This window comes from Massilia litorea (assembly GCF_015101885.1).
GTDB lineage: Bacteria > Pseudomonadota > Gammaproteobacteria > Burkholderiales > Burkholderiaceae_D > Telluria > Telluria litorea.
The window spans coordinates 364,145-389,393 of the sequence record NZ_CP062941.1 but is presented as its reverse complement, the minus strand read 5'-3'; the positions used below and the strand labels follow the sequence as shown (position 1 = coordinate 389,393).

The window sequence follows — 25,249 nt, the reverse complement described above, 5'->3', positions numbered from 1 at the left end:
GACCACCTTGCTGAACAGGTAAGCCAGTATAACGAAACCGGCCGCCATGCCGGCGCAACCGGCCAGCAAGGAGCCGGTCGCCGCCGCATGGGGCCTCAGAACAGGTGGTTGATGCCGACCGAAGCGCCGCGCTGGCGTTCCTTGCCGGTCGCCGGGAGCAGGGCGCCGTCGTAGCGGTTCAGGTCGAGTTCGGCGTACAGGTTGGTGCGCTTGCTGAGCGCATAGCTGGCGCCGAACAGCAGCAGGTCGCGCTTGCCTTCGGCTGCGGCCGGGCCGTTGTAGCGCGTGTGGTAGAAGGCCAGGGTGAGGTCGAGGGCCGGCGTCGCCTGATAGGTGGCGCCCGCCCAGGTGATCTGGTTGCGGTAGTCGACGGCGCCGGCATCCTGTTCTTCGCGCGAGTGGGCGACCTTGACCGTGGTGTTCCCGATGTTGTAGCCGGCGCCGGCGACCCAGGCGCGGTTGGCGAAGCCGGTCGGGGTTTCCTTGTGGGTGTAGGCGCCGGCCAGCAGCAGGGCCTTGTTGTCGTAGGAGAATGCGACGGCCTGGGCTGCACCGCGGCTGCTGTCGCCCGCCACCTCGCCGGCCGCCAGTTCGGCGCGCACGGTCAGCGGTCCCATGGATTTCGAATACTCGATATTGTTGTTGAAGCGCGTGCCGGACGAGGCGCTCGCACTGAGGCCGGCGGTCCTGGCCGCGGCCGGCAGGGTGGTGCCGGCGCCCGAGGACAGGGGCACGATCGGGGTGTAGTGGTGGTCGAACGGGTCGAGGAATTTTTCGGTGCGGAAGCCAAGCGTGTACATGCGGCCGACGTCGATACTGCCCCAGGCGCCGCTGAGCCCGACCGAGGCGGTACGGTTGAACAGTACGTTGTTGGTGTTGTCGAGGGCGCCGGTGTCGCTGGCGAAGCCGGTCTCCAGGGTGAAGCGGGCCTTCAGGCCGCCGCCCAGGTCTTCCACGCCGCGGAAACCGAGGCGGTTGGAATAGTAATTCCCCGATGCGACGTTCCACATGCCGTTGCCGGCGGCGTCCACATTGGTCTGGTAACGCATGCTGGCGTCGATCGATCCGTAGACCGTGACGCTCGATTCGGCGCAGGCATTGGTGGCGGCAAGGGTGGCGAGGGCGAGGGTCAGGCAAGTCTTGTTCATCTGGTTTGTCTCCATGTTGTCGTGGGCGCGCCGGCACGTCCCGGGAAGGGACGGACCGGCACGGGTCCTCCGCGTAAGCTGCGGATGGTTTTTTTCAGGAATGCGCCCGCGCGGTGGCGGGCGGGGTGAAACCGGTCAGGCATCTCAGTCGATGCGGGCGCCGGAATCCTTGACGACCTTGCCCCAGCGCGGGATTTCGGTCTTGATCAGGTTGCTGAACTGCTCGGGGGTTCCGCCCATTACGTCGCCGCCTTCGACGGTGATTTTCTTGCGCACTTCCGGCATCGCCAGCACCTTGTTGATCTCGGCGTTCAGCTCGGCGACGATGGCCGGCGGGGTGCCGGCCGGCGCGACCATGCCGAACCAGGTGCGCGCGTCAAAACCCTTGTAGCCCGATTCGTTGATCGTCGGGACGTTCGGCAGGTCGTCCGCCCGCTTCGAGGAGGTCACCGCCAGGGCGCGCATGGTGCCGCCGCGGATCTGCGACAGCGCCGTCGGCACCGAGGACATGAAGACCTGGACCGAGCCGCCCAGCAGGTCGGTGATGGCCTGCGACGAGCCTTTATACGGCACGTGCTGCAGGTCGATGTGGGCCGCCTTCTGGAACAACTCTCCGGTCAGGTGGGCGACCGTGCCGTTGCCGGGCGTGGCCAGGGTGATCTGGCCGGGCTTGGCCTTGGCGGCGGCGACCACGTCGGCCAGGGTCTTGTACGGCGAGTTGCTGGCCACGACCAGCACCAGCGGCGCGTCGGCGACGGTGCTGACCGGCGCGAAATCCTTGACCGGATCGTAGGGCAGTTTCGTGTACAGGGTCGGGTTGACCGCCAGGTTCGAGGTCTGTCCCAGGCCGATCGTGTAGCCGTCGGGTTTCGACTTGGCGACCAGGTCCATGCCGATGTTGCCGCCGGCGCCGGGACGGTTGTCGACCACGATCACCCACTTGCGCGTCTCGGTCAGCTTGTTGCCGACGACGCGGGCGATGATGTCGGTACCGCCTCCCGGCGGAAAGGGGACCACCAGGCGGATCGGCTGTTTCGGCCAGGCCTCCCCGGCCGAGGCCAGCGCGCTGGTCCCAAGCAGGGCCAGGGTAAGGATGCTGCGGGTAAGTGTGTTCATGCGGTCTCCGTTGTTATCAATCGTGGGCGAACTGTGGTGCGCGGTCTTATGCCGCGATCTTGCTGCCTGCTGCGGGTGCTGCCGGCTGCGCCTGGCGGCTCAGGGAAAGCAGCACCGTGATGCTCATGATGGCCAGCAGCGCGATCGGCGCCAGGGCCAATGCATAGCTGCCGGTGGCGGTCTTGATCCAGCCGTAGACGTTGACCATCAGGCCGCCGCCGATCAGGTTGGATGCCGCGTTGATGCCTGCCAGCCCGGCCGCGGCCGAACCCGTCGACAGCCAGCCGGTGCTCAGCGCCCAGAACGGGCCCTTGAACGAATAGGCGCCGACCAGCACGAAGGTCAAGAGCATGATGGTGAGCGGCAGCGACTTGATGAACAGGGTGCCGAGCATGCCGACGGCAATCATGGCCAGCGGGATCACGGTATGCCAGCGGCGTTCGCCCTTGCGGTCGGAGTGGCGGCCCCACAGGACCATCAGGACCGCGGCCACGGCGTAGGGCACCGAATTGAGCAGGCCGGTCTGCATGACGGTCAGGCCGAAGGACTTGATCAGTTGCGGCTGCCAGACGCCGAGCACGGTGCCGGCGGCGGAGGCGGTCGAGCAGACCAGGGCCATGCCGAGCACTTCCTTGCTGCGGAACAGCTTCCAGAGCGGGACGTGGGCGCCGGCCTTCTTCTCGCTGCGTTCGCGCTCCATGCGCGCCGACAGCCAGTCGCGTTGCTCGGTGCTGAGCCATTTGGCCTGTTCCGGACGATCGGTCAGGAAGAACAGGCAGACGATTCCCATGACGACCGTCGGCAGGCCTTCGAGGATGAACAGCCACTGCCAGCCGCGCAGGCCGAGTACGCCGTCGGCCTGCAGCAGCAGGGCGGAAATGGGCGAGCCGATGAAGCTGGCCATCGGGATCGCCACCATGAACACGGCCACGAAGCGGGCGCGGTAGGCGGAGGGAATCCAGTAGGTCATGTAGAGCATGACGCCGGGGAAGAAGCCCGCTTCGGCCGCGCCCAGCAGGAAGCGCAGGAAGTAGAGCGAGGGGGCGCCCTGTACCAGCGCATTGCCGGCCGAGACCAGGCCCCAGGTGATCATGATGCGGGCGATCCATTTGCGGGCGCCGAACTTCTGCAGGGCCAGGTTGCTGGGCACCTCGAAGAAGAAATAGGCGATGAAGAACAGGCTGCTGGCGAAGCCGAAGATTTGCGGCGTGATGCCGATATCCTTGTTCATCTGCAGGGCCGCCATGCCGATGTTGCCGCGGTCGATAAAGGCCAGCAGGTAGCACACGATCAGGAATGGCATCAGGCGCCAGGTGACCTTGCTGACGGTCTCCTTTTCCAGGCGCGCGTCGTCTCTCGTTGTAGTCATTGTCTTCCTCCAAAATTCCGATTCGGCGATGCACCCCGTGGGGCGCATCGCCTTATGCCGTGACGGCCAGCTCGTCCAGGATGTTGCGCGCCGCGCCAGTGCCCATGCCGATATACGCATCCGATGTCACGCCGCCGATGTGCGGCGTCAGGATCGCATTGGCCAGGCCGGTAAAGGCGTGGCCGGCGGTGAAGGGCTCGACCTGGAAGCTGTCGAGTCCCGCCGCGCGCAGCTTGCCGCTGGTGAGGGCTTCGGCCAGCGCCGCTTCGTCGATCAGGCCGCCGCGTGCGGTATTCACGACGATCGCGCCGTCGCGCATGGTGGCGAGGGTCTGGGCGTTGATCATCTTCGCGTTGTCCGCGGTGAGCGGGCAGTGCAGCGACAGCACGTCGGAGGTGGAAATCACTTCCGCCAGTTCGCGGCGCTCGATCCCTTCCGGCACACTTGTTGCGAACGGATCGTAGGCGATCACGCGCATGCCCAGCGCCGTGCCGACGTCGGCGACGCGGCGGCCGATGGCGCCCAGGCCGACCAGGCCCAGCGTGCGGCCCTTCAGCTCCAGGCTTTTATGGGTGGCCTTGTCCCAATGGCCGGCACGCATGCGGCCGTCCAGCTGCACCACGTTCTTGGCGCAGGCCAGGATCAGGGCCCAGGTGTGTTCGGCAACGGCCGGGGCGTTGGCGCCGGTCGCGGCACGGACCACGATGCCGCGCGCCTTGGCGGCGTTGGAATCGATGTTGTCGATGCCGGTGCCATGCTTCGAGATCACGCGCAGTTTGGGGGAGGCGGCAATCACCCGCTCCGAGATGCGGCCGTAGCGCACGATCATGGCGACCGGTTCGAACTGGCGGCACAGCGCTTCGAGCGCGTCTTCCGGGCACTCCTTGCCGGCGTAGACGATCTCGAAGTCCGACAGCAGGGCGACCGCTTGCGGGGCCAAGTCGGCGCCGGTGACGAGGATGACTTCTTTTTTATCGCTCACGATGCGGCTCCTTCCATCACGACGCCCGCCTTGCGCAGGGCTTCGTCGAGCCAGGTCGGGCGCAGCTGGGCGCCGCTGCGGATGCCTTCCAGGCGCGCCGTTTCGTCGGCTACTTTTTTCGCCGCCAGTTCGACCACGAGGCCGGCCTTGCTGGTTTCGACCACGACCACGCCGTCGGCGTCGGCCACGACCAGGTCACCGGGGTTGACGACCGCGCCGCCGAGCGAGACCGGCCAGTTGACGCGGCCCGGCACCACTTTCGTCGGGCCGTTCGGGTTGGCGCCGACGGCGAATACCGGGAAGCCGAGTTCGCGGATGGCTTCCGTGTCGCGCACCGAGCCGTAGACGACGACGCCGGCCAGGCCCAGGGCCATGCACTGCGACACCATGATCTCGCCCATCAGGGCGCAGGTCTCGTCGCCCTTGCCGTCGATGACGAGCACGTCGCCCGGTTTTGCAAGCGACATGGCGGCGTGGATCATGAGGTTGTCGCCGGGGCGCACTTCGACCGTCAGGGCCGGGCCGGCGATGCGCATGCTGGGGGACAGCGGCGCCACGCGGCTGCACAGGGTGCCGCGGCGGCCGGCCACGTCGGCCAGGATCGAGGCCTGGTACTGGGCAGCTGCCTTGACCAGGGCGGGGTCGACGCGGTCGAAATCGCGGATGACTTCAGGGAGGGAAAACTGGCTCATGCTGGATCCTTGTCGATGGAGTGGAGCGGCGTGCCAACAGGTGCTGTACACGGGCGTATCGACAGGAGGCAGCCGCACCGATTGGTGCAATGCTGCGGGTAGTGCGTGTCTCCGTCTTGTTCCCGTGTCCTGCCTGTGGCGGCACGTGGTTTGGTATGGATTCGAGTATAGGAAGGCCAATCTATAATGTATATTCACTTATTTTTTGAATTCTTAAACTTTCAGGAATAGTTCATGGACTTCCGCGACTTGCGTTACTTCGAGGTGATCGCTACCGAAGGCAACCTGGGGCGCGCCGCCGAGCGCCTGTTCCGCACCCAGCCGGCGCTCACCAAATGCATCGACCGGCTCGAGGCGGACCTCGGCGCCCAGCTGTTCGAAAAGAGCGGCCGCCACATGCGCCTGACGGCAGCGGGAACGGCGCTGCTGGCGCGCGCGCGGCGCCTGGCGATCATGGTCGAGGATACGTCGCGCGAGCTGCAGGAGCACGCGAGCGGGCTGCGCGGCACGATCCGCATCGGTTGCGTGCCGACGCTCGCCCAGCACCTGATGCCGTCCGTGTTCCAGGATTTGCTGGCCGAGGCGCCCGAGGTGAAGGTGGAGCTGATGGTGGCCATGAACGACCCGATCCTGCGCGCGCTGCGCGAGGGGCAGCTCGACTTGGTGGTGGGGCCGGTGGTCGACGCCGACGAGGAGCTCGAATCCGAACAGTTCGCCGAGGACGTGGTCGTGGTGATGGCCGCCAGCAACCACCGCATCTTCCAGGGCGAGTATGCCTTGCGCGACCTGCTGGACTACAAATGGATCCTGCCGGCGCCCGGCGTGGCGACCCGCCAGTTCCTCGACCAGACCTTCGAGCGCAACGGCCTGGCGCGCCCGCAGATCCAGATCGAATCGAATGTCCTGAACATGATCCTGCCGATCCTGGAGAAGACCCACCTGCTGGGCTTTGTCACGCGCTTCAACCTGCGCTCGGCCAGTGCGGACCTGCGCGAAGTCGAGCTGCCCGAGACGACGATGCGCCGCCGCCTGGGCCTGACCTACAGGAGGACAGGCTATATTTCCCCGGTCATGCAACGCATCTCGGCGTTCTTGCGCACCCGGGGCGCCACGCTGCTGGACTGAGCAGGGCAAGCAAGCTTGCCGGCCGTGGGCGCCGCCGCCCCATGCCTGCGCTTCCGTTCGGAAACGAACATTGGGCAGTTTACGTAAATATTGCTGAGCTGAACGGCGAGTGGGGTGTTTTGATGTTAATATTATTGCAATAAATGCAATTCTCTTCAGGTGTAGCCCGCACGGCATGGGTCGTGGCATGGCATTGATGAGACAAACACCTGGAGAGAACATGAACACCAACAAATTGATCCTGCCGCTGATGCTGGCACTGGCCTGCGGTTCCGCGAATGCCGGCGTACTGCCTTTCCTCGGGGGCGCCCAGCAATTTGCCGTGCTGGGGGCTGAAACGGTCACGAACACCAACGCCACCACGCTGCACGGCGACCTGGGCGTCGCACCTGGTTCGTCGATCACCGGTACCGACAGCGTCACCTTCGCCTCGGGCGGCGCCATCCACCAGACCGATGCGATTGCGGTCCGGGCACAGGCCGATGCGCGCTCATCGTACGAGCGGCTTGCGGCCCTGGCCGGCGGTATCGACCTGAGCGGCCAGGATCTCGGCAGCGTCGGCGTGCTTGGTTCAGGCGTCTATCGTTTCTCGTCGTCGGCGGCACTGACCGGCGGCATGACGATCGATTTTGCCAACGACCCGAACGGCGTCATCGTCTTCCAGATCGGCAGCACGCTGATCACGGCGGCGAATTCCTTCGTCAACGTGCTCAACGGCACCAGCACCAACGGGATCTACTTCCAGGTGGGCAGCTCGGCCACCCTGGGCGCGGATGCCGTTTTTGCGGGAAATATCCTGGCCCAGCAAAGCGTGAGTTTCGGGTCCGCTTCCAGCATTGCGTGCGGACGGGCGCTGGCGCTGGGGGCGGCGGTCACGATGATCGGCAACACCGTTTCCAACGACTGCAATGCCTATTCCCCGACCAGCCTGGGCGGTGACTACGGCAGCGGTGGCTACGGCGGTTTCGGCGTGGCCGTCCTGCCGCCGTCCGACGTACCGGAGCCGGCCAGCCTGGCCTTGTTCGCACTGGGCCTGTGCACGGTCGGCGTATTGCGGCGCGGCCGGCGTGCCGGGCTGAAAACAGCCGCCGCCTGAGCGAGAGGGCGGTCTCGATACCGTCCTCGGCATCGTCCCGGCCGGGACGATAGAAAACCTATATTTCAATTGCAAGTTTCACTACGGCAGAGTTAAATGCCGCACAATCGGGCCGCTTACATCTCAATACAATTTCCTTATTCGCAGCTTCACCGATCTCCGGATAAGGCAGTCAATGAAAGCGACTCTTTCAGCCCTCACTCTTGCAGCCCTGACTCTCCTGGCAGGCGCCACCGCGCCGGCATTCGCGGCTGAACCTGCTGCGGCTGCGGCTGCCGACGGCGACTGGCGCATGGTCGCCCACGACTACGGCAACACGCGCTTCAGCCCGCTGGGGGAGATCACCCCGGCCAACCTGAATAAACTCAGCCTCGCGTTCACCTTCTCGACCGGCGTGCTGCGCGGCCATGAAGCGGCGCCGGTGGTGGCGGACAACACGATGTTCATCGTCACGCCCTATCCGAACCTGGTTTATGCGCTCGACCTGACGAAACCCGGCGCACCGCAGAAGTGGAAATACGATCCCAAGCCGCGCGCCAGCGCGCAGGGCGTGGCCTGCTGCGACGTGGTCAACCGAGGCCTCGTCTACGCCGACGGCAAGATCTTTTTCAATACCCTCGACATGGACACGATCGCCCTCGACGCCGCCACCGGCAAGGAGCTCTGGCGCACGCGGCTGGGCAGCATCGACAAGGGCGAAACCGTCACCATGGCGCCGATCGTGGTCAAGGGCAAGGTCCTGGTCGGAAACAGCGGCGGCGAACTGGGCGTGCGCGGCTGGCTCACGGCGCTCGACGCCAACACCGGCAAGATCGCCTGGCGCGCCTACAGCACCGGCCCCGACAAGGAAGTCCTGATCGGGCCCTCGTTCAAACCCTTCTATGCGCAGGACCGCGGCAAGGACCTGGGCACGCGCAGCTGGCCCGGCGACAGCTGGAAGATCGGCGGCGGCACGGTCTGGGGCTTCCTCACCTACGATCCCGAGACCGACCTGGTGTATTACGGCACCGGCAATCCGGGACCCTGGAATCCGGAGCAGCGGCCCGGCGACAACAAGTGGACCTCCGGGATCTTCGCGCGCAAGCCGGACACCGGGGAGGCGGTCTGGTACTACCAGTGGAGCCCGCACGATCTGCACGACTACGACGGCGTCAACGAGAACGTGCTGGCCGAGATGCCGATCGACGGCAAGCAGCGCAAGGTGATCCTGCACCCGGACCGCAACGGCTATCTGTATGTGCTCGACCGCGCGAGCGGCCAGGTGCTCTCGGCGAGTCCCTACGCCACGATTACGACCAGCACCCGGGTCGACCTCCAGACCGGCAAGCTGGTCTACAACCCGGCCAAGGACCCGCAGGCGGGCAAGGCGGTGCGCGACATCTGCCCGGCCTCGTCGGGCGCGAAGGACTGGCAACCGTCCGCCTGGTCGCCGCGCACGAAGCTGCTGTACCTGCCGATGCAGAACATCTGCCAGGATGCGGAGACCTTCGAGACCAGCTATATCGCCGGCACGCCCTATGTCGGCGCCAGCATCAAGCAATACGCCGGTCCGGGCGGCCACCGCGGCGAATTCGCGGCCTGGGACCCGGTCGCGCGCAAGAAGGTCTGGAGCATCAAGGAAAACTTCCCGGTCTGGAGCGGCGCGCTCGCCACCGCCGGCGACGTCGTCTTCTACGGCACCATGGACGGCTGGTTCAAGGGCCTCGACGGCAAGACCGGCAAGCTGCTGTGGCAGTACAAGGTGGGTTCCGGGATCATCGGCCAGCCGGTGTCCTACCGCGGGCCGGACGGCAAGCAGTACGTCGCGGTGCTGTCGGGGATCGGCGGCTGGGCCGGCACCATCGTCGCCGGCGAGATCGATCCGCGCGACGGCACGGCGGCCACCGGCATGATCAACCTGACCCGCGACCTGCCGAAATACACCGCCAAGGGAGGGATGCTGTATGTCTTCGCCCTTCCGTAAGCTGTTGTTTGCGGCGGCCGCGTTGGCCCTGGGTGCGGAAGCGCAGGCCTTCGAGCCGCGCCAGTTGCGGGTCTGCGCCGATCCCGACAACCTGCCGTACTCGAACCAGGAAGGCGCCGGCTTCGAAAACAAGATCGCCGAACTGATCGCGCAGGACCTGCACGCCACGCTGGAATACGACTGGTGGCCGCAACGCCGCGGTTTCGTGCGGCGCACGATCGGCGCCGGCATGTGCGACCTGCTGATCGGCGTGCCGGCCGATTTCGAGCGCGTCGCCACGACCAGGCCGTATTACCGCTCGGCCTATGTGTTTGTGACGCGCAGGGCGGACCCGGTGCCCGATTTCGGCAGTCCCGCGATCCGCGAACGGCGCATCGGCGTGCAACTGATCGGCAACGACATGGCGGCCACGCCCGCCGGGCACGCGCTCTCGCGTGCCGGCGCGACCGCGAACGTCACCGGTTTTACGATTTTCGGCGACGGCCCGGCCGCAGAGCGCATGGTGCACGCGGTCGACTCCGGCGAGATCGATGCCGCCTTGCTGTGGGGGCCGCAGGCCGGCTGGTTCGCCGCGCGCGCACAGCTGCCTTTAAAGGTGAGCATCGCCAGGCCGCCGGCCGGCACGCCGGAACCCTTCGAATTCGACGTGGCGCTCGGCGTCAAGCGCGGCAACAAGGCGCTGCTGGCCGAACTCGAGGGCGTCCTCACGCGCAGGCAGGGCGAGATCGACGGCATCCTGGCGCAATACCACGTGCCGCGCACGGACAAAGGGGAGGGGCGATGAAGGCACCGGTGTGTTTGATGCTGGCCTTGCTGGCCGGCCTGGCAGGCTGCTACCGCGAGGAGCGCCCGAATCCGCCGGCACCGGCGGAACCGCGCGACGCGACCGTGTCGGCCGTGCGCCAGAGCGAGATCGAGCCGGGCGCGAAGCGGATCGCGGCCGCCGTCCCGAACGGCTACGAGGAGAACGCCTATGCGCTCTCGCAAGGCAAATCGATGTTCCGCAAATTTAATTGCAGCGGTTGCCATGGCCAGGGCGGCGGCGGCATGGGGCCGGCCCTGATGGACGACAAATGGAGCTACGGCAGCGAGCCGGCGAACATCTACGCCACCATCGTGCAGGGGCGACCGAACGGCATGCCGGCCTTCGGCGGCCACCTCACCAACGAACAGGTGTGGCAGCTGGTCGCCTATGTACGCTCGATGAGCGGGCAGGTGAGGGAAGATGCGGCGCCTTCGCGCAGCGACGAATTCCAGACCGCGCCGCCCGAAGGCCGGCGCGAGAAGGCCGAGCCGAAAGACGCCGCCGACGCTGCCGCGACGCCGAAGGGATGAGCATGCGCGCGCTGATGTCCTTCCTGTTGCTGGGCGCTTCGAAGCTGGCGGCGGCTGTGCCGGCGCAGAACGCGCTCGAGCCGCTCGGCGTGCAGGCCGCCGGGATCCACGACCTGTGGCGCCTGACGCTGCTGATCTGCACCCTGGTGTTCGCGGCCGTGCTGGCCGCCTTTCTCTACGCGATCTGGCGCGCGCCGCACAGCAAGGTCCAACTGGCGCCGGATGTCTCCACGCTCGACCAGCCCGAACCGAAGCTGGGCCGGCCGGTCGTCATCGGCGTCGCGATCTCGATCGTGCTGCTGGCGGTGCTGATCGTGGCTGACTTCGTCACCGAGCGCCGCCTGGCGCGCCTGCCGCTGAAGGATGCGGTGCGCATCGAGGTCACAGGCCACATGTGGTGGTGGGGCGCGCGCTACCTGGACGACGAGCCTTCGCGCATGTTCGACGCCGCCAACGAAATCCACGTCCCGGCCGGCAAACCCGTCATCCTCAAACTGAACAGCGCCGACGTGATCCACAGCTTCTGGGCGCCCAGCCTGCACGGCAAGAAGGACCTGATACCGGGCCGCACCTCGCTGCTGCACTTCCGCGCCGACCAGCCTGGCGTGTATCGGGGCCAGTGCGCCGAGTTCTGCGGCTTCGAGCACGCGCTGATGGCGTTTACGGTCGTCGCCCATCCGCCTGCTGAGTACGAAGCCTGGGCCGCACGCCAGCGGCTGCCTGCCCCCGCGCCGGCGACCGCACTGCAGAAGCAGGGACTCGAGGTCTTCATGCGCAGCACCTGCGCCATGTGCCACACGGTGGCCGGCACCGAGGCGGGCGCCCGGCTCGGCCCCGACCTGACCCACCTGGCCAGCCGCAGCATGCTCGCCTCGGGCACCTTGCCCAACACGCCGCAATACCTGGCGGCCTGGATCCTCGACCCCCAAAAATTCAAGAAAGGGGCGAACATGCCTGCCACGCCCCTGTCCGCACACGAGCTGGAGGCATTGATGGCTTACCTGGAGACGCTCAAATGAACCCGAGCCCGGCTGTCGAACCGCGCAATGCGGTGCTGGACCGCACCTGGAGCGATCCGCCGGGCCTCATCGGCTGGCTCTCCGCGATCAACCACAAGACCATCAGCGTGCGCTTCATGCTCACCACCTTCGGCTTCTTCGCCGCCGGCGGCGTGCTGGCGCTGCTGATCCGCCTGCAGCTGACCGTCCCCGACAACAAACTGATCGGCCCGGACTTCTACAACCAGCTGTTCACCATGCACGGCACCACGATGATGTTCCTGTTCGCGGTGCCGGTGATGCAGGCGGTGGCGACCTACCTGGTGCCGCTGATGATCGGCGCGCGCGGCATCGCCTTCCCGCGCATGAACGCCTTCGCCTACTGGATCTTCCTGTTCGGCGGCCTGATGCTGTACGCCGCCTTCATCCTCGACATCGGCCCCGACGCCGGCTGGTTCGCCTACCCGCCGCTGGCCGGCCCCGAATACTCTCCCGGCAAGCGGACGGATTTCTGGGCCCAGCTGATCACCTACACGGAGCTTTCCGGCCTGCTGGAGGCGGTGATCCTGATCACGACCATTTTCAAGATGCGCGCGCCCGGCATGACCCTGAACCGCATGCCCCTGTTCGTCTGGACCATGCTGGTCACCTCCTTCATGGTGATGTTCGCCATGCCGTCGGTGATGCTGGCCAGTACCGCCCTGATCACCGACCGCCTGGTGGGAACGCATTTTTACAACCCGGCCGAAGGCGGCGACGTCGTCCTGTGGCAGCACCTGTTCTGGTTCTTCGGCCACCCCGAGGTCTACCTGATCTTCATCCCGCCGCTGGGCTTCATGTCCTCGATCATCGCCACCTTTGCGCGCCGCCCGATCTACGGTTATCCGGTGATGGTGCTGGCGATCATCGCCACCGCCTTCCTCGCCTTCAGCCTGTGGGTGCACCACATGTTCGCCACCAATGTGCCCGAACTCGGTAAAAGCTTCTTCACGGCGGCCAGCGCCATGATCGCGATTCCGACCGCGGCCCAGATGTTCTGCTGGATCGCCACCTTGTGGGCCGGACGCCTGAACTTCCGCACGCCGATGCTGTTCGCGCTCTCCTTTTTCTTCATCCTGCTGATCGGCGGCCTGACCGGGGTGATGCTGGCCTCGGTCTCGCTCGACCTGCAGGTGCACGACACCTTCTTTGTCGTGGCCCACCTGCATTACGTGCTGATCGGCGGCGCCGTGTTCCCGCTGTTCGGCGCCTTTTATTACTGGTTCCCCAAGTTCACGGGCCGCATGATGGGCGAGCGCCTCGGGAAATGGAACTTCTGGCTGATGTTCGTCGGCTTCAACGTGGCGTTTTTCCCGATGCACATCGCCGGCCTGCGCGGCATGCCGCGCCGGGTCTATACCTATCCGGCCGAGATGGGGTGGGGCTTGCTGAACCTGATCTCGACCATCGGCGCCGCCATCCTGGCGGTCGGCATCCTGCTCTTCGTCGTCAACGTCCTGCTCAGCCGCAAGCGCGGCGACATGGCCGGCGCCGATCCCTGGGCTGCCGGCACCCTCGAGTGGGCGACGTCCTCCCCTCCGTCGCCCGGCAATTTCCCGCGCCCGCCGGTGGTGGGCTCGCGTTTTCCGCTGTGGAGCAAGGATGGCGTGGCCGGCACCGTGCGGGGCCTGGCCGATGACCGCCGCGAAGTGCTGGTCACCAGCGTGAACGACGCCGTGCCGAATCACCGCGCGGTGATGCCCGAATCGAGCCCCTGGCCCTTCGTGTCAGCGGTCGCCGTGACGGTGCTGTTCATCGGCTCGATCTTCACCCCCTGGGCGATCGTCTGGGGCGCGGTGCTGTGCACGCCGCCGCTGGTCATCTGGTTCTGGCCGAAACGCGGTCCCACGCAGAAGAACATCGAGCGCGAGGTCAAGCCATGAACAAGGTCGATACCAACGTCACCACGCACGACATCGACGTCGCCCGGCTGCCGACCTATGTCTACGGTTCGCACAGCATGATGTGGTGGGGCACGATGGGGCTGATGCTGATCGAGGGCACCGTCTTCGCGATCACCGTGGTCGTGTATTTCTACCTGCGCAGCCACTCGCAGACCTGGCCGGTCAACCGCGCGCCGGAGCTGTTCTGGGGCGGCCTGAATACCCTGATCATGCTGGCCAGCCTGGTGCCGAACCAGCTGGCCAAGCGCGCCGCCGAGCGCGAGGACAAACAGCGTGCGCGCTGGTGGCTGGTCGCCTGCCTGCTGTTCGCGCTGACCTTTCTTGTCGTGCGCGTGTTCGAGTTCGGCGCCCTGAACACGAGATGGGATTCGAACGCCTACGGCTCGGTGGTCTGGATGCTGCTGGCCCTGCATACGACCCACCTGGTCACCGACACCATCGACACCACGGTGCTGGCCGTGCTGATGTTCACCGGGCCGCTCGAAGGTAAACGTTTCGTCGACGTCAGCGAGAACGCCATGTACTGGTATTTCGTGGTCGGCAGCTGGCTGCCGATCTATGCCGTCATCTACTGGGGAGCGCGCCTGTAAGGGCGCGAATAACGATGCCGAACTGGCCCGCAATGCTGCTTGCCCCTTCGATCGCCCTCGCCAACGCGGGCGTCGCCTACGCGCTCACCTCGCCCAGCTGCGCGGGCCAGGACACCAGCACGCTGCACGTGCTGACGATCTGCAGCCTGCTGGCCTGCCTGCTCGTCACCTTCGGTGCGCTGCTGAACTGGCAGCGCGCGCGCGCGCTGGCGGGACCGGGCGAAACGCCGGACCAATCGCGGCGCCGCTTCCTGAGCCAGGTGGCGACGCTGTGCGGGCTGCTGTCTGCGCTGGTGGTGCTGGCCGAATGGCTGCCGATCTGGATGGTGTCGCCGTGCTACGGCTGATCTGCGGCACGCTCGTCCTGTTCCTGTCCGGCGCCGCGCATGCGCACGACGTGGCGGCACCTGCGCCCCCCGCACCCGGCTGGACCTTCGAGCCCTGGGTGGTGATTTGCCTGGGCCTCTCCGCGCTGCTCTACGGTGTGGGCCTGGTGCGCTTGTGGAAAAAATCCGGTGACGGGCGCGCGCAGCTGCGGCGCCGCGCCTGCTGGTTCCTCGGCGGCTGGCTGGCGCTGGTCGCCGCGCTGGTGTCGCCGCTGGACGCGATGGGCACCCAGCTGTTCTCGGCCCACATGCTGCAGCACGAAGCGATGATGATCGTCGCCGCGCCGCTGCTGGTGCTGGGGCGTCCGTTCGCGCTCTGGATGTGGGGCCTGCCCCCCGGCTGGCGGCGTCCGGTTGCCGCCGCGGTGCGTACGGGCGGCGTGCAGGCCGGCTGGGCGCTGTTGACCATGCCGGTGTTCGCCTGGCTGTTTCATGCGGCCGTCCTGTGGCTGTGGCACGCGCCGCTGCTGTTCGAGGCGGCGCTGCACAGCAATGCCATCCACACGCTGCAGCATGTGAGCTTCCTCGGTTCGGCGCTGCTGTTCTGGTGGGCCGTGCTCGGCGACGGCGGCTTCCGCCCGCAGAGGGGCTTGTCGATGCTCTACATCTTCACGACCATGGCGCACACGGGCGCCCTCGGCGCGCTGCTGACCTGGTCGGGCGTGGTCTGGTATCCGAGCTATATCGGCGCCGGCGAAGCCTTCGGCATGGATGCGCTGGAAGACCAGCAGCTCGGCGGTTTGATCATGTGGGTGCCGGGCGGGCTGGCTTACCTGATCGCCGGGCTGGCGCTGGTGTCGAAATGGCTGGGGAGGCCTGCGCCGCAGGGGGAGGGCGCTAGCCGCATCGTGTGAACTCGCTTCGGGCGGGCGCGCACCGTAGGGTGGGCACTTGTGCCCACGCGTATGGAACTGAAGATCAACCCGTTCGTCATCGATCGGACGAAACGTGAGTGCCCTGAACAGGGCGCAGCATTCATCGGCACGAACGCGTGGGCACGAGTGCCCACCCTACAGTGCGCGGCTATCCGGTCGAGATCAAGAGCTTGCGGTTTACAAACTACTCCACCTTCCCGATCTTCTGCACCGCCTCCTTGAGCTTCTTCGCATCCTCGGCGATATACGCCTGGAACTCCGGCGTATCGAGATACTGGATCGGACTGCCGGCTCCGGCGATGACCTGGCGCACCTGCGGATCGTTGGCAGCCGCACGCGCCGCCTCGCGCAGTTTGGCAACCACCGGTTCCGGCGTATCGCTTGGCACGAACAGCCCCGACCACTGCGCGAACTCGACCGGATGACCCGCTTCCTTCAGGCTCGGCACGCCCGGGAAGGCGGCCAGCGGCTCGCTGCCCCAGTGCGCCAGCACGCGCAGCTTGCCGGCCTTGACGTGCTGTGCCACGCTGGCAGGTCCCGTCGACAGGGCAGTCACCTGGCCGCCGAGCAGGGCGATGACGGCCGGTGCCGCGCCGGTGTAGGGAACGTGGAGAAGGTGCAGTTTTGCCTCGTGCTTCAGCATTTCCATCGGCACGTGCATGGTTCCGTAATTGCCCGACGAGCCGAAACTGTATTCGCCAGGTTTGCTGCGCACGGCGGCGACGAATTCGGGGAGCGTTTTCCAGGGACTGTCGGCGCGCACCACCAGCACGGTCGGGTCGGCGGTAAAGCGGGCGATGGGTTTCAGCTGCGCCATCTGGTACAGCGGCTTGCGCCCGGTGACCTTGTCGGCTTCCGGAATGATCGAGATCGAGGACAGCGCCATCAGGACCGTATAGCCGTCCGGCGCCGCTCGCGCCACTTGCCCCATACCGATCGCGCCGCCGGCGCCACCCTTATTTTCGATGATGATGCTGCCCTTCAGGTGCTTTTCCATGGCTGCCGCTACCGGACGCGCCACGGTATCGGCGACCCCGCCGGGCGGAAAGGGGACGACCATCGTGATGACTTTATTGGGATAGGCGTCGGCTGCGCCGGCCAGGCTGGAAAAGACGCTGCAAATCAGGCCCGCGGCCAGGACGGGCGTTTTCAGGAAGTGCATGTTCATCGTGCTCTCGCTATGGATGTGGTGATGATGTGGCAAATGCGCAGCCGCGCCGGGCTGCAATGCATGGATGCTGCCGTGGTCCCGTCAGCGGACCCGGTTCTCGATCGTGCCGATGCCCTCGATCGCAATGCGCACTTCGTCCCCGGCCTTGAGGAATTTCGGCGGCTTGAAGCCGATGCCGACGCCGACTGGCGTGCCGGTGACGATGACGTCGCCCGGCCGCAGTGCGATCCCGGCCGAGATGGTGGCGATCAGGGTCGGAATGTCGAAGATCAGGTCGGCCGTGTTGGCATCCTGGCGCAGCTCGCCGTTGACCCAGCACTGGACGCGCGTGTTTTCCGGATCGATCGCGTCGGCGCTGACGATCCACGGGCCCATCGGGCAGAAGGTGTCCAGGGATTTACCCATGAACCACTGGCCGTGCAGCTTCTGCAGGTCGCGCGCGGTCACGTCGTTGACGATCGTATAGCCCCAGATGTGCGCGTAGGCGTCTTCCTTGCGGATGCCGCGCCCGCCCTTGCCGATGATGACGGCAAGCTCCGCCTCGTAATCCATCTGCTGCGTCACTTCCGGATGGGACAGGATGTCGTCGCCAGGCCCGACGATGGTGCTGGCCGGTTTCGTGAACACGTTCGGCGCCGAGGGCACGACCTGGGCCGACGAGTCGAAGCCGGAGCCGCTGAATTCCTTGGCATGTTCGTGATAGTTTTTTCCGACCAAAAAGAGGTTGCGATCGGTGCGGCCCAGCGGCGCCTTGAGCCGGGCCTCCGCCAGTGGCCGCCCGGGGCCGTTCGGTACCAGCTGGCTTGCCGGCTCCGGAACGGCCTTGATCAGGTCCAGCATGTCGCCCGTGAACCCCGGCACGAGGTCGGCGATATCCCAGTAGTGTTCGCCAGCATCGTCGACGATGACTACGCGCGACGAGGACTGGACTTCGATGGTGGCAATGCGCATTGTCGTCCTTGCTTTGGTTTTAAATGGTTTGTCTCTAAAACCAATTTACCTCAGGTGAAGACACCAGTCAAAGGCAAAATTGGTTTAAAATTCAACCAATTTCCGTTGAAAGCAGATGATGAAAAACCAGAACGGTGCCGCCGCGCTCCGTGCCGCATTACTGGCGAACATGCGCTCCGGGCACTGGCGCGCCGGCGACAAACTTCCGACCGAACGCGAACTGAGCGAGACCTACCAGATCGGCCGCGCGGGGGTACGCCAGATCCTGGCGGAGGCCAAGGAGCGCGGGCTGATCACGCAGCTGGTCGGCAGCGGCACCTATGTGTCGAAGGAAGCCGCGGCCTTGCTGGAGGCCGACGACAGCGAAGCGTCCGGCATGCACACCAGCCCGGCGGAATTGATGGAGGCGCGCATCATCATCGAACCGATGATCGCGAACCTCATCGTGCGCAACGGCACCAGCGCCGATTTCCTGCGCATGGAAGAGTGCTGCACGCGCGCCGAGAACGCCGGCTCGATGCAGGAGTTCGAGGTGTGGGACGGCGCGCTGCACCAGGCGATTGCGGACGCCACCCACAACACCTTCATCAAGCAGGTGTTCCAGCTGATGAACCGGGTGCGCGAGCAGGGCGACTGGGGCGCCCTGAAAATGCGGAGCCTGACGCCGGAGCGGCGCCGGGCCTACGAGCTCGAACACCGCGCGCTGGTGAATGCGCTGAAGGACCGCGACGAGGATGGCGCGCGGGGGCTGATCATGGAGCATTTGGTGCATATCCGACACAACCTGCTCGGGTATTAGGACAGGCAGACATCGGCCTGCCGGCAGTGCCGCCACGATCACAGGCAGCTGCGCGGTAGCGACGACCGGGGAACCATGCGATTTCCCCGTTTGCAGCGGTCACCCTTGCCTGTGACCGCTGCGGTGTCCGGTCGAGGTTGCTGCCGGCCAGGCTGCCCATGGGCGTCAATCAGCGCGGCGTCAGCAGGACCGCGCCCGACTGCCACTCGTTCCGTTCGCGCTTGTAGCCACGAACCAGGATCTGCCCCCTGGCGTTGATGGCGACCGCTTCCGCCAGGTACCAGCCGGAAGCCGGGTCGATCAGCGTGTTCAGGTCCTGCATGACGCCGGTGCGGGGACGGATGAAGGCGGCATTCAGGCTTGGGGCGCCGGTGTGCATCGCCTGGCTGGTCCCGACCACGTCGCCGGCGTCGTTGACGTCTTTCGCCGCGCTGGTTCCCCACGAGACCAGCGCACCGAGGTCGTACATCTGTCCGCCGGCCCAGGCGAAGGCATTGGTGCCGTACTTGTCCTTCACGGTCGAGTAGCCGACCACCACGCCGTGGTTGTTGATCTTTGCGGGGACGCTGCTGCCCTGCGCACCGTTCAGGGAGCCCAGGTCGGTCACGCGGCCGTTCGCGTACAGGAAGGTATGGTTGACGGTGCGAAACTGGTCGGCGGCGATGTTCATGTAACCCACGACCTGGCCTGCGTCGTTGATGGAGGTCGCATTGCTGGAAGCCGGCAGCCCGCTGATGATCTTTTCGTTGCGCGCCGCGCCGGCGAACGAATAGCTCGGGGTGTTTTCCGGCTGGTCCACCCGGACATTGAGGTCTTCGAAATAGCCCGCAACCTGGTTATAGCGGTTGATGGCGGTGACGCGCGTATTCGGCTGGGTTGCCATCACGCGCCCGAGCATGTGCAAGGACCGCGCCGCCTGGACGAGGAAAGCGGCCCCGTCGCTGGCACGGTTCAGGGCGACGGTACCTGCATCGTTGATGGCGACCGGGATCAGTTCGCCCGCCTCACCGATGTTGAGGTCGCGTGGCACGCCGGCACTCCACATCACAGGGCGGGAGCTTCTGGGTGAAGCGACGGGATAGACGGACGCAAGCACCTGGCCCCGGTTGTTCATGGCAATCGGGATCACGCTCCCGTCGCAGCTGGGCTTCAGGTGGGTGAGCGTATATTTCACTTCCGCATTGGCAGCGGCCGACGCGCCGAGTGCCACGGTCAGCAGGGCCGGCATGATTGCAAGTTTCAGAGATGACATAAAGACTCCGTATTCGTCTTGGGGGTGCGGCCCAACGTCGCAGACAGCAGCGTACTGAGCCGCCACCCATCGTCATCATTATTTAACTGATAACATTTATGTCATAACAAGGTTTCCGAGCAGATTGACTTGTATCAAAGAGCCAGGAGTAAGATCTGGCTTTCGATCATCGGATGAGCCGCCTGCCGTGACCACTTCGAACGCACGCTCCATCGGCCTGCTGTGCCTGCTCGTGACCTCAGTCGGATGGGGCCTGAACTGGCCGGCGATGAAGTTCCTGCTGAAGGAGTGGCCGCCCCTGTTCGCCCGTGGAAGCGCGGGACTGTGCGCCGCGCTCCTGATCGCCCTGGTCGCCTTCAAGGCAGGCCAAAGCCTGAGGGTGCCGCGTGCCCTGTGGGGCAAACTGGCGCTGGCCGCCTTCCTCAACATCTTTGCCTGGATGGGATTCGCGACGCTGTCCATCCGCTGGCTCACTGCAGGGCAGGGCGCGCTGCTGGTCTATACGATGCCGGTCTGGGCGACCTTGCTGGCCTGGCCGGTGCTTGGCAAGAGGCCGGCTGCCGCGAGCCTGGCCGGGCTGGTGCTCTGCCTGTCGGGGATTGCCTTGCTGTTCGCAGGCGCGGAGAGCGGCATCCGGTCGGATCAGCATCCTGGCGTGCTGTTCGCGCTGGGCGCGGCCTTGCTGTTTGCATTGGGGACCATCGTCCTCAAGCCGCTTCCGATTGCGCCGCTGGCCGCGGTCGCATGGCAGCTTGCACTGGGCTGCCTGCCCATGGTCCTGTTCGGCCTGCTGGTCGAGCATCCGGATCCGCATGCGCTGAGCGGCAAGGGATTGGCGGTCATGGTGTACATGACGCTGGTGCCGATGGGCCTGTGCTACGTCACCTGGTTCGCGGCCCTGCGCCGTCTGCCGCCCGCCCTGGCCTCCATTGCCACCCTGTTGACCCCGGTGGTCGGCGTGCTGGCGGCCGCCTTCAGCCTTGGCGAAGCGCTCGGCACGAAAGAGTTCGTGGCGATGACCCTGACGTTCGCCGGGGTCGCCCTGGCGCTGCGGCCGTCCAGGTCATAGCCTTGCCGCTTCCTCCTCGACCACCTTCTGCTCGATCCGGCGATCCGGTATCAGCCACATCACCGCCACGCCGACATACACCAGGAAGCCCAGCCAGGCCGCGAACCAGGCCAGCGCGATGCCGAGCAGGTAGAGCACGATCGAGATCTTGCCTTTGCGGTCGCTGCCGATGGCTTCTGCCAGGGTCGTATTCTTGCCGTGGTGAGCGAGCAGGCGGCCGATCAGGATCGAATACGCCACCGCACACATGAACAGCACGAAGCCATAGGCGACGATCGGCCCGGTCTCGAAATGGTTTTCTCCCATCCAGCCGGTGACGAAGGGGATCAGCGACAGCCAGAACAGCAGGTGCAGGTTGGCCCACAACACGCCACCGTTCACTTCCTTCACCGCGTGCATCAGGTGATGGTGGTTGTTCCAGTAGATGCCGACGTAAATGAAGCTGAGCACATAGCTCATGAAGACGGGCCACAGCGGCAGCAGGGCACTGAAGTCCGGGTGGTGCGGGACTTTGAGTTCCAGCACCATGATCGTGATGATGATAGCGATCACGCCGTCGCTGAAGGCCTCCAGGCGGTTCTTGTTCATTTTTCCTCCGGTTCGTTCAACGACAAGTGCCAGCACAGGATCGCCACCGGCACCCCGAGTGCGACGAAGCCGAACGCGCGAAAGGCGAAGGCCGCCGCCGCGCAGCCCAGGGCAAAGGCGAGCACCGGCCAGAAGAACTTGGCGCAGCGCGCCCTGGTTGCCGCGTCGGCCGCGCCCCGCAGGCGGTCGACGGTGTCGATTACGAGCTGGGTGACGTTCCCGGTCATCATCGAGGTCGGGGCCAGATTGGTCAGCAGCAGTTTGCTGGCCGCGCTGTGCGCGCCCATCGCGGCCGCGCCCAACAGGCCGGCGGCGAAGGCCAGCGGCGCGACCTTGCGGCCAACCGGCTCGGCCAGCATGCCGCATACCATGAAGCCGACCAGCAGCACCAGCTGCAGCAGGTAGACCGGTTTGACGGCGGAGGTGCCGCGCCGCTCGCAGCCGGCCACCAGCAGCCGGGCAACCGCCACGCCGATAATAAAGGCGGGGAAGGCGAGCAGTTTCAGCAGCGAGGGCGTCTGCGCCGGATCGGCCAGGGCCGCCGCGATCAGGACGAAGTTGCCGGTGACGTGGGCGGTAAACAGGCCGAACAGGGCGATGAAGCCGAGGGTGTCGACATAGCCCGCCAGGAAGCCCATGCCGACGCCTTGCAACCGTTGGAATTGTGCGCTCTTCATGATCAGAACGCGAAGCAGCTGCAGCCGAAGGCACCCCAGAAGCCGCCGAAGTCCGACACGGGAACGGTCGACTTGCGGGCCCGGTCGTGGCGATGGGCGTGGACGCCGCAAGGGCCGCTGCACTGGTGGGGCAGGGCGGCTTGCGCTTGCGGGGCTGCCTTGCGCCAGTGTCCCGGCACCGATCGCGCCGGCGACCACTCCGGCAGCACCGGAATCGGCGGCGGCCCCAGGCTTGTGAACTCGGCGGCGCCGTACACCACATTCCCGCCCACCACCGTCAGCACCGATTCGATCGATTTGATGGTCTCGTCGTCCACCGTGAAAAAGTCCTGCGACAGTACGGCGAGATCGGCCAGCATGCCTTCCTGGATCCTGCCCTTGCGGCCCTGCTCGTTCGAGAACCAGGCGCTGCCCGAGGTCCACAGTTCAAGGGCGACGCTGCGGTCGAGCAGGCCCTTGTCTCCGTACAGCGGCAGGCCGCCCACGGTGCGCCCGGATACCAGCCAGTACAGCGCGGTCCAGGGGTTGTAGCTGGCCACGCGGGTGGCGTCGGTGCCGGCGCCCACCGGCACGCCGCTCGCCAGCATCTGCCTGACCGGCGGCGTCGCACTCGCGGCCTGCCTGCCGTAGCGGTCGACGAAATACTCGCCCTGGAAGGCCATGCGGTGCTGGATGGCGATGCCGCCGCCGAGCGCCTTGACGCGTTCGATATTGCGCTCGCTGATGGTCTCGCAGTGATCGAACATCCAGTGCAGGCCATTGAAGGGGATCTCGCGATTCACCTTCTCGAAGACGTCGAGCATGCGCGTGATCGATTCGTCGTAGGTCGCATGCAGGCGGAACGGCCAGCGGTTCTCGACCAGGTGGCGCACCACTTTTTCCAGTTCGTCTTCCATGCCGGCCGCCAGTTCCGGACGCGGTTCGAGAAAATCCTCGAAGTCGGCGGCCGAGAACACCAGCATCTCGCCGGCGCCATTGTGGCGGTAGTAATCGCTGCCTTCGCCCGGTTTCACCATGCCGGTCCAGCGCTGGAAGTCTTCCAGTTCCCGTCCCTTGTTCTGGGTGAAGAGGTTGTAGGCGACGCGGATGGTCAGCTGTTTATTCCGGTCGAGTTCTTCGATGACGGCGTAATCGTCCGGGTAGTTCTGGAAGCCGCCGCCGGCGTCGATCGCGCTCGTCAGGCCGAGGCGGTTCAGTTCGCGCATGAACTGGCGGGTGGAATTCACCTGCAGGTCGATGGGCAGGGTCGGGCCCTTGGCCAGGGTCGCATACAGGATCATTGCGTTCGGACGCGCGATCAGCATGCCGGTCGGGTTCCCCAGGGCGTCGCGCTGGATCTCGCCGCCCGGCGGGTTCGGCGTGTCTTTCGTATAGCCGACGGCGCGCAGGGCGGCGCGGTTGAGCAGGGCGCGGTCGTACAGGTGCAGGATGAAGACAGGGGTATCGGGCGCGGCGGCGTTGATTTCCTCGAGCGTCGGCATGCGGCGTTCGGCGAACTGGAATTCGCTCCAGCCGCCCACCACGCGCACCCATTGCGGATGCGGGGTGCGCTCGGCCTGCTCCTTCAGCATGCGCAGCGCGTCGCCAAGGGAGGGTACGCCTTCCCAGCGCAGTTCCAGGTTGTAGTTCAGTCCACCGCGGATCAGGTGAATGTGCGAGTCGTTCAGGCCGGGAATCGCGGTGCGCCCGTTCAGGTCGATGACCTGGCTGCCCGATTCGCGGTAGCGCATCACGTGTTCGATGTCGCCGACGGCGAGGAAGCGGCCGTCCTGCATCGCCACGGCGCTCGCCTGCGGCCGCGCACGGTCGAGGGTGGCGAAGTTGCCGTTGATGAGGATGAGGGGCGCTGCGGCCTGGGTGGACTGTGCGTTCATGGTTCTGCTCCGTGGATGGTGGACCCGGTCCGCGGCGGCGGACCGGGTGAGTGGGTGGCGCGCTTCAGCGGACCGGCGCGGGGACGGGCGCCAGCACTGCGTTATTTCCCTGGTTGCGGGCGGCAGCCTTGTGCACCATCGTGTAAGCATAGTCGACACCCATGCCGTAGGCGCCCGAGTGCTCGGTGACGATCTTCATCACGGCATCGTAGGTGTCGCGGTTCTTCCAGTCGCGCTGCCACTCGAGCAGCACCTGCTGCCAGGTCACCGGGACCACGCCGGCCTGCACCATGCGCTGCATTGCGAAATCGTGGGCGTCCTTCGAGGTGCCGCCCGATGCGTCGGCCACCATGTAGATCTCGTACTCGCCCTCCAGCATGGCCGACAGGGCAAAGGTGGTGTTGCACACTTCGGTCCAGAGGCCGGCCACGATGATCTTCTTGCGGCCGTTTGCCGCCAGCGCGTCCCGTACTTTCTGGTCGTCCCAGGAATTCATCGAGGTGCGCTCGAGGATCGGGTGGTCCGGGAACACGTCCAGGATTTCCGGATAGGTGCGGCCCGAAAACGAGTCGCTCTCCACCGTGGTGATCACGGTCGGGATACCGAAAGCCCTGGCCGCCTTGGCCAGGCCGACCACGTTGTTTTTCAGGGTCTGGCGGTCGATCGATTGCACACCGAAGGCCATCTGCGGCTGGTGGTCGATGATGATCAGTTGCGAGTTGTGTGGGGTCAGGACTTCGAGTTTCGGGTTGTTCATGCTGTGCTCCTTGTCGTCATCAGTGCAGGTTAGCCGTGGCGGGAATCGCCGGCGGCTTCTTTTTTGGCATCGTGCTGGATGCCGGTGATCTTCGGCTTGCATTCGCTGGCGAACCAGGCTTTCGTGAGCGGTGCGCCGTCGATCACGCGTTTGGCCACCGGCACGATCTGCTCGCCGACCAGCATGCCCAGCAAACCGATCAGGGCGATGGCCGGCGGCGCCGGCGAACGCACGTTGATCAGGCCGTAGAGCAGGCCGGCCAGGATGCCGGCCCCCAGGGAAATCAAATACATCGTTCGTTCCTCCTTCTACCGTGGGCGACCGGCCGGCATCGCTGTTGAGATCATCGAATGCTTCGAAGCTTCAGGACAGCGTTCGCCTCCTGGCTCTCGTCGTGTTTCGATGCGATGAATGCATTATGCGGAACGAAAGCGGGGCTGAAAAACGGAATATTTGCGGACATACAATCGAAATTTTCGAATGTCGCTGTGGC

General features: G+C 65.8%; 25 protein-coding genes. 12 read left to right on the top strand and 13 right to left on the bottom strand.

All coding sequences use genetic code 11. The features are described 5' to 3' along the window. Nucleotides 1–95: 95 nt before the first annotated feature. From LPB04_RS01675 to LPB04_RS01655, 5 genes are all read right to left on the bottom strand, one after another. A complete protein-coding gene (locus tag LPB04_RS01675) occupies nucleotides 96–1,148 on the bottom strand; it encodes a porin (protein ID WP_193687087.1) in 1,053 nt (350 codons plus the stop codon). Between the two features lie 144 nt (nucleotides 1,149–1,292). Beyond that, entirely contained in the window at nucleotides 1,293–2,264 is a 972-nt protein-coding gene (locus LPB04_RS01670; protein ID WP_193687086.1) for a Bug family tripartite tricarboxylate transporter substrate binding protein, read from the bottom strand. Between the two features lie 46 nt (nucleotides 2,265–2,310). After that, a complete protein-coding gene (locus LPB04_RS01665; protein WP_193687085.1) occupies nucleotides 2,311–3,633 on the bottom strand; it encodes an MFS transporter in 1,323 nt (440 codons plus the stop codon). Nucleotides 3,634–3,685: 52 nt separating this feature from the next. Further along, nucleotides 3,686–4,618: a hydroxyacid dehydrogenase gene (locus LPB04_RS01660; RefSeq protein ID WP_193688825.1), complete on the bottom strand. Its 933-nt coding sequence runs from the start codon at nucleotides 4,616–4,618 to the stop codon at nucleotides 3,686–3,688. Then, nucleotides 4,612–5,307 (bottom strand): RraA family protein, encoded by a 696-nt coding sequence (locus LPB04_RS01655; protein ID WP_193687084.1) that lies wholly within the window; start codon nucleotides 5,305–5,307, stop codon nucleotides 4,612–4,614. Before LPB04_RS01655 ends, LPB04_RS01660 begins: the two co-directional genes overlap by 7 nt. 234 nt (nucleotides 5,308–5,541) lie before the next feature. On the opposite strand from LPB04_RS01655, the gene LPB04_RS01650 reads away from it, so the two are divergent. The 10 genes from LPB04_RS01650 to LPB04_RS01605 all read left to right on the top strand — a co-directional run bounded on the left by LPB04_RS01650 (nucleotide 5,542) and on the right by LPB04_RS01605 (nucleotide 15,597). Next, nucleotides 5,542–6,432, top strand: coding sequence for a LysR family transcriptional regulator (locus tag LPB04_RS01650; RefSeq protein ID WP_193687083.1), 891 nt, complete (start codon nucleotides 5,542–5,544; stop codon nucleotides 6,430–6,432). Nucleotides 6,433–6,652: 220 nt separating this feature from the next. Then, complete coding sequence (locus tag LPB04_RS01645; protein WP_193687082.1) at nucleotides 6,653–7,528, top strand: DUF3494 domain-containing protein; 876 nt, start codon at nucleotides 6,653–6,655, stop codon at nucleotides 7,526–7,528. Nucleotides 7,529–7,703: 175 nt separating this feature from the next. After that, nucleotides 7,704–9,491 carry a methanol/ethanol family PQQ-dependent dehydrogenase gene (locus LPB04_RS01640; RefSeq protein WP_193687081.1) on the top strand — a complete coding sequence of 596 codons (1,788 nt, stop codon included), beginning with the start codon at nucleotides 7,704–7,706 and terminating at the stop codon, nucleotides 9,489–9,491. After that, the gene (locus LPB04_RS01635) at nucleotides 9,472–10,275 is read left to right on the top strand and encodes a substrate-binding domain-containing protein (protein WP_193687080.1); all 804 of its coding nucleotides are present in this window, start codon (nucleotides 9,472–9,474) and stop codon (nucleotides 10,273–10,275) included. The genes LPB04_RS01640 and LPB04_RS01635 overlap by 20 nt, the downstream gene beginning before the upstream one ends. Next, on the top strand, nucleotides 10,272–10,826 hold the full coding sequence (locus tag LPB04_RS01630) for a c-type cytochrome (RefSeq protein ID WP_193687079.1): 555 nt from the start codon (nucleotides 10,272–10,274) through the stop codon (nucleotides 10,824–10,826). Before LPB04_RS01635 ends, LPB04_RS01630 begins: the two co-directional genes overlap by 4 nt. Nucleotides 10,827–10,828: 2 nt before the next feature. After that, complete coding sequence (gene coxB, locus LPB04_RS01625; RefSeq protein ID WP_193687078.1) at nucleotides 10,829–11,845, top strand: cytochrome c oxidase subunit II; 1,017 nt, start codon at nucleotides 10,829–10,831, stop codon at nucleotides 11,843–11,845. Beyond that, complete coding sequence (gene ctaD, locus LPB04_RS01620; protein WP_193687077.1) at nucleotides 11,842–13,746, top strand: cytochrome c oxidase subunit I; 1,905 nt, start codon at nucleotides 11,842–11,844, stop codon at nucleotides 13,744–13,746. Before coxB ends, ctaD begins: the two co-directional genes overlap by 4 nt. Beyond that, nucleotides 13,743–14,357: a cytochrome c oxidase subunit 3 gene (locus LPB04_RS01615; protein ID WP_193687076.1), complete on the top strand. Its 615-nt coding sequence runs from the start codon at nucleotides 13,743–13,745 to the stop codon at nucleotides 14,355–14,357. The genes ctaD and LPB04_RS01615 overlap by 4 nt, the downstream gene beginning before the upstream one ends. Nucleotides 14,358–14,371: 14 nt before the next feature. After that, nucleotides 14,372–14,704 carry a hypothetical protein gene (locus tag LPB04_RS01610; protein ID WP_193687075.1) on the top strand — a complete coding sequence of 111 codons (333 nt, stop codon included), beginning with the start codon at nucleotides 14,372–14,374 and terminating at the stop codon, nucleotides 14,702–14,704. Next, nucleotides 14,665–15,597, top strand: coding sequence for a cytochrome c oxidase assembly protein (locus tag LPB04_RS01605; RefSeq protein ID WP_193687074.1), 933 nt, complete (start codon nucleotides 14,665–14,667; stop codon nucleotides 15,595–15,597). The genes LPB04_RS01610 and LPB04_RS01605 overlap by 40 nt, the downstream gene beginning before the upstream one ends. Before the next feature lie 205 nt (nucleotides 15,598–15,802). Here LPB04_RS01605 and LPB04_RS01600 read toward each other — a convergent pair whose 3' ends face one another. Together LPB04_RS01600 and LPB04_RS01595 are read right to left on the bottom strand one after the other, a co-directional pair. Beyond that, on the bottom strand, nucleotides 15,803–16,786 hold the full coding sequence (locus LPB04_RS01600) for a Bug family tripartite tricarboxylate transporter substrate binding protein (protein ID WP_193687073.1): 984 nt from the start codon (nucleotides 16,784–16,786) through the stop codon (nucleotides 15,803–15,805). An 84-nt stretch (nucleotides 16,787–16,870) separates the two neighbouring features. After that, complete coding sequence (locus LPB04_RS01595) at nucleotides 16,871–17,740, bottom strand: fumarylacetoacetate hydrolase family protein (protein WP_193687072.1); 870 nt, start codon at nucleotides 17,738–17,740, stop codon at nucleotides 16,871–16,873. Between the two features lie 115 nt (nucleotides 17,741–17,855). Between LPB04_RS01595 and LPB04_RS01590 the strand changes: the two genes are divergently transcribed. Then, the gene (locus LPB04_RS01590) at nucleotides 17,856–18,539 is read left to right on the top strand and encodes a FadR/GntR family transcriptional regulator (protein ID WP_227496586.1); all 684 of its coding nucleotides are present in this window, start codon (nucleotides 17,856–17,858) and stop codon (nucleotides 18,537–18,539) included. 169 nt (nucleotides 18,540–18,708) lie between these two features. Here LPB04_RS01590 and LPB04_RS01585 read toward each other — a convergent pair whose 3' ends face one another. Continuing rightward, entirely contained in the window at nucleotides 18,709–19,791 is a 1,083-nt protein-coding gene (locus tag LPB04_RS01585; RefSeq protein WP_193687071.1) for a DUF3466 family protein, read from the bottom strand. A gap of 187 nt (nucleotides 19,792–19,978) precedes the next feature. Between LPB04_RS01585 and LPB04_RS01580 the strand changes: the two genes are divergently transcribed. Next, nucleotides 19,979–20,860, top strand: coding sequence for a DMT family transporter (locus LPB04_RS01580; protein ID WP_227496585.1), 882 nt, complete (start codon nucleotides 19,979–19,981; stop codon nucleotides 20,858–20,860). Here the strand turns inward: LPB04_RS01580 and LPB04_RS01575 are convergent. The 5 genes from LPB04_RS01575 to LPB04_RS01555 all read right to left on the bottom strand — a co-directional run bounded on the left by LPB04_RS01575 (nucleotide 20,855) and on the right by LPB04_RS01555 (nucleotide 25,049). After that, nucleotides 20,855–21,448, bottom strand: coding sequence for a TMEM175 family protein (locus LPB04_RS01575; protein ID WP_193687070.1), 594 nt, complete (start codon nucleotides 21,446–21,448; stop codon nucleotides 20,855–20,857). The two genes, LPB04_RS01580 and LPB04_RS01575, sit on opposite strands and share 6 nt — an antisense overlap. Further along, the gene (locus LPB04_RS01570) at nucleotides 21,445–22,125 is read right to left on the bottom strand and encodes a YoaK family protein (protein ID WP_193687069.1); all 681 of its coding nucleotides are present in this window, start codon (nucleotides 22,123–22,125) and stop codon (nucleotides 21,445–21,447) included. The genes LPB04_RS01575 and LPB04_RS01570 overlap by 4 nt, the downstream gene beginning before the upstream one ends. A 2-nt stretch (nucleotides 22,126–22,127) precedes the next feature. Then, on the bottom strand, nucleotides 22,128–23,999 hold the full coding sequence (locus LPB04_RS01565) for an amidohydrolase (protein WP_193687068.1): 1,872 nt from the start codon (nucleotides 23,997–23,999) through the stop codon (nucleotides 22,128–22,130). A 64-nt stretch (nucleotides 24,000–24,063) separates the two neighbouring features. Further along, nucleotides 24,064–24,756 (bottom strand): hydrolase, encoded by a 693-nt coding sequence (locus LPB04_RS01560; RefSeq protein ID WP_193687067.1) that lies wholly within the window; start codon nucleotides 24,754–24,756, stop codon nucleotides 24,064–24,066. A 29-nt stretch (nucleotides 24,757–24,785) separates the two neighbouring features. Next, nucleotides 24,786–25,049, bottom strand: a complete 264-nt coding sequence (locus LPB04_RS01555) for a XapX domain-containing protein (protein WP_193687066.1) — start codon at nucleotides 25,047–25,049, stop codon at nucleotides 24,786–24,788. Nucleotides 25,050–25,249: the final 200 nt, after the last annotated feature.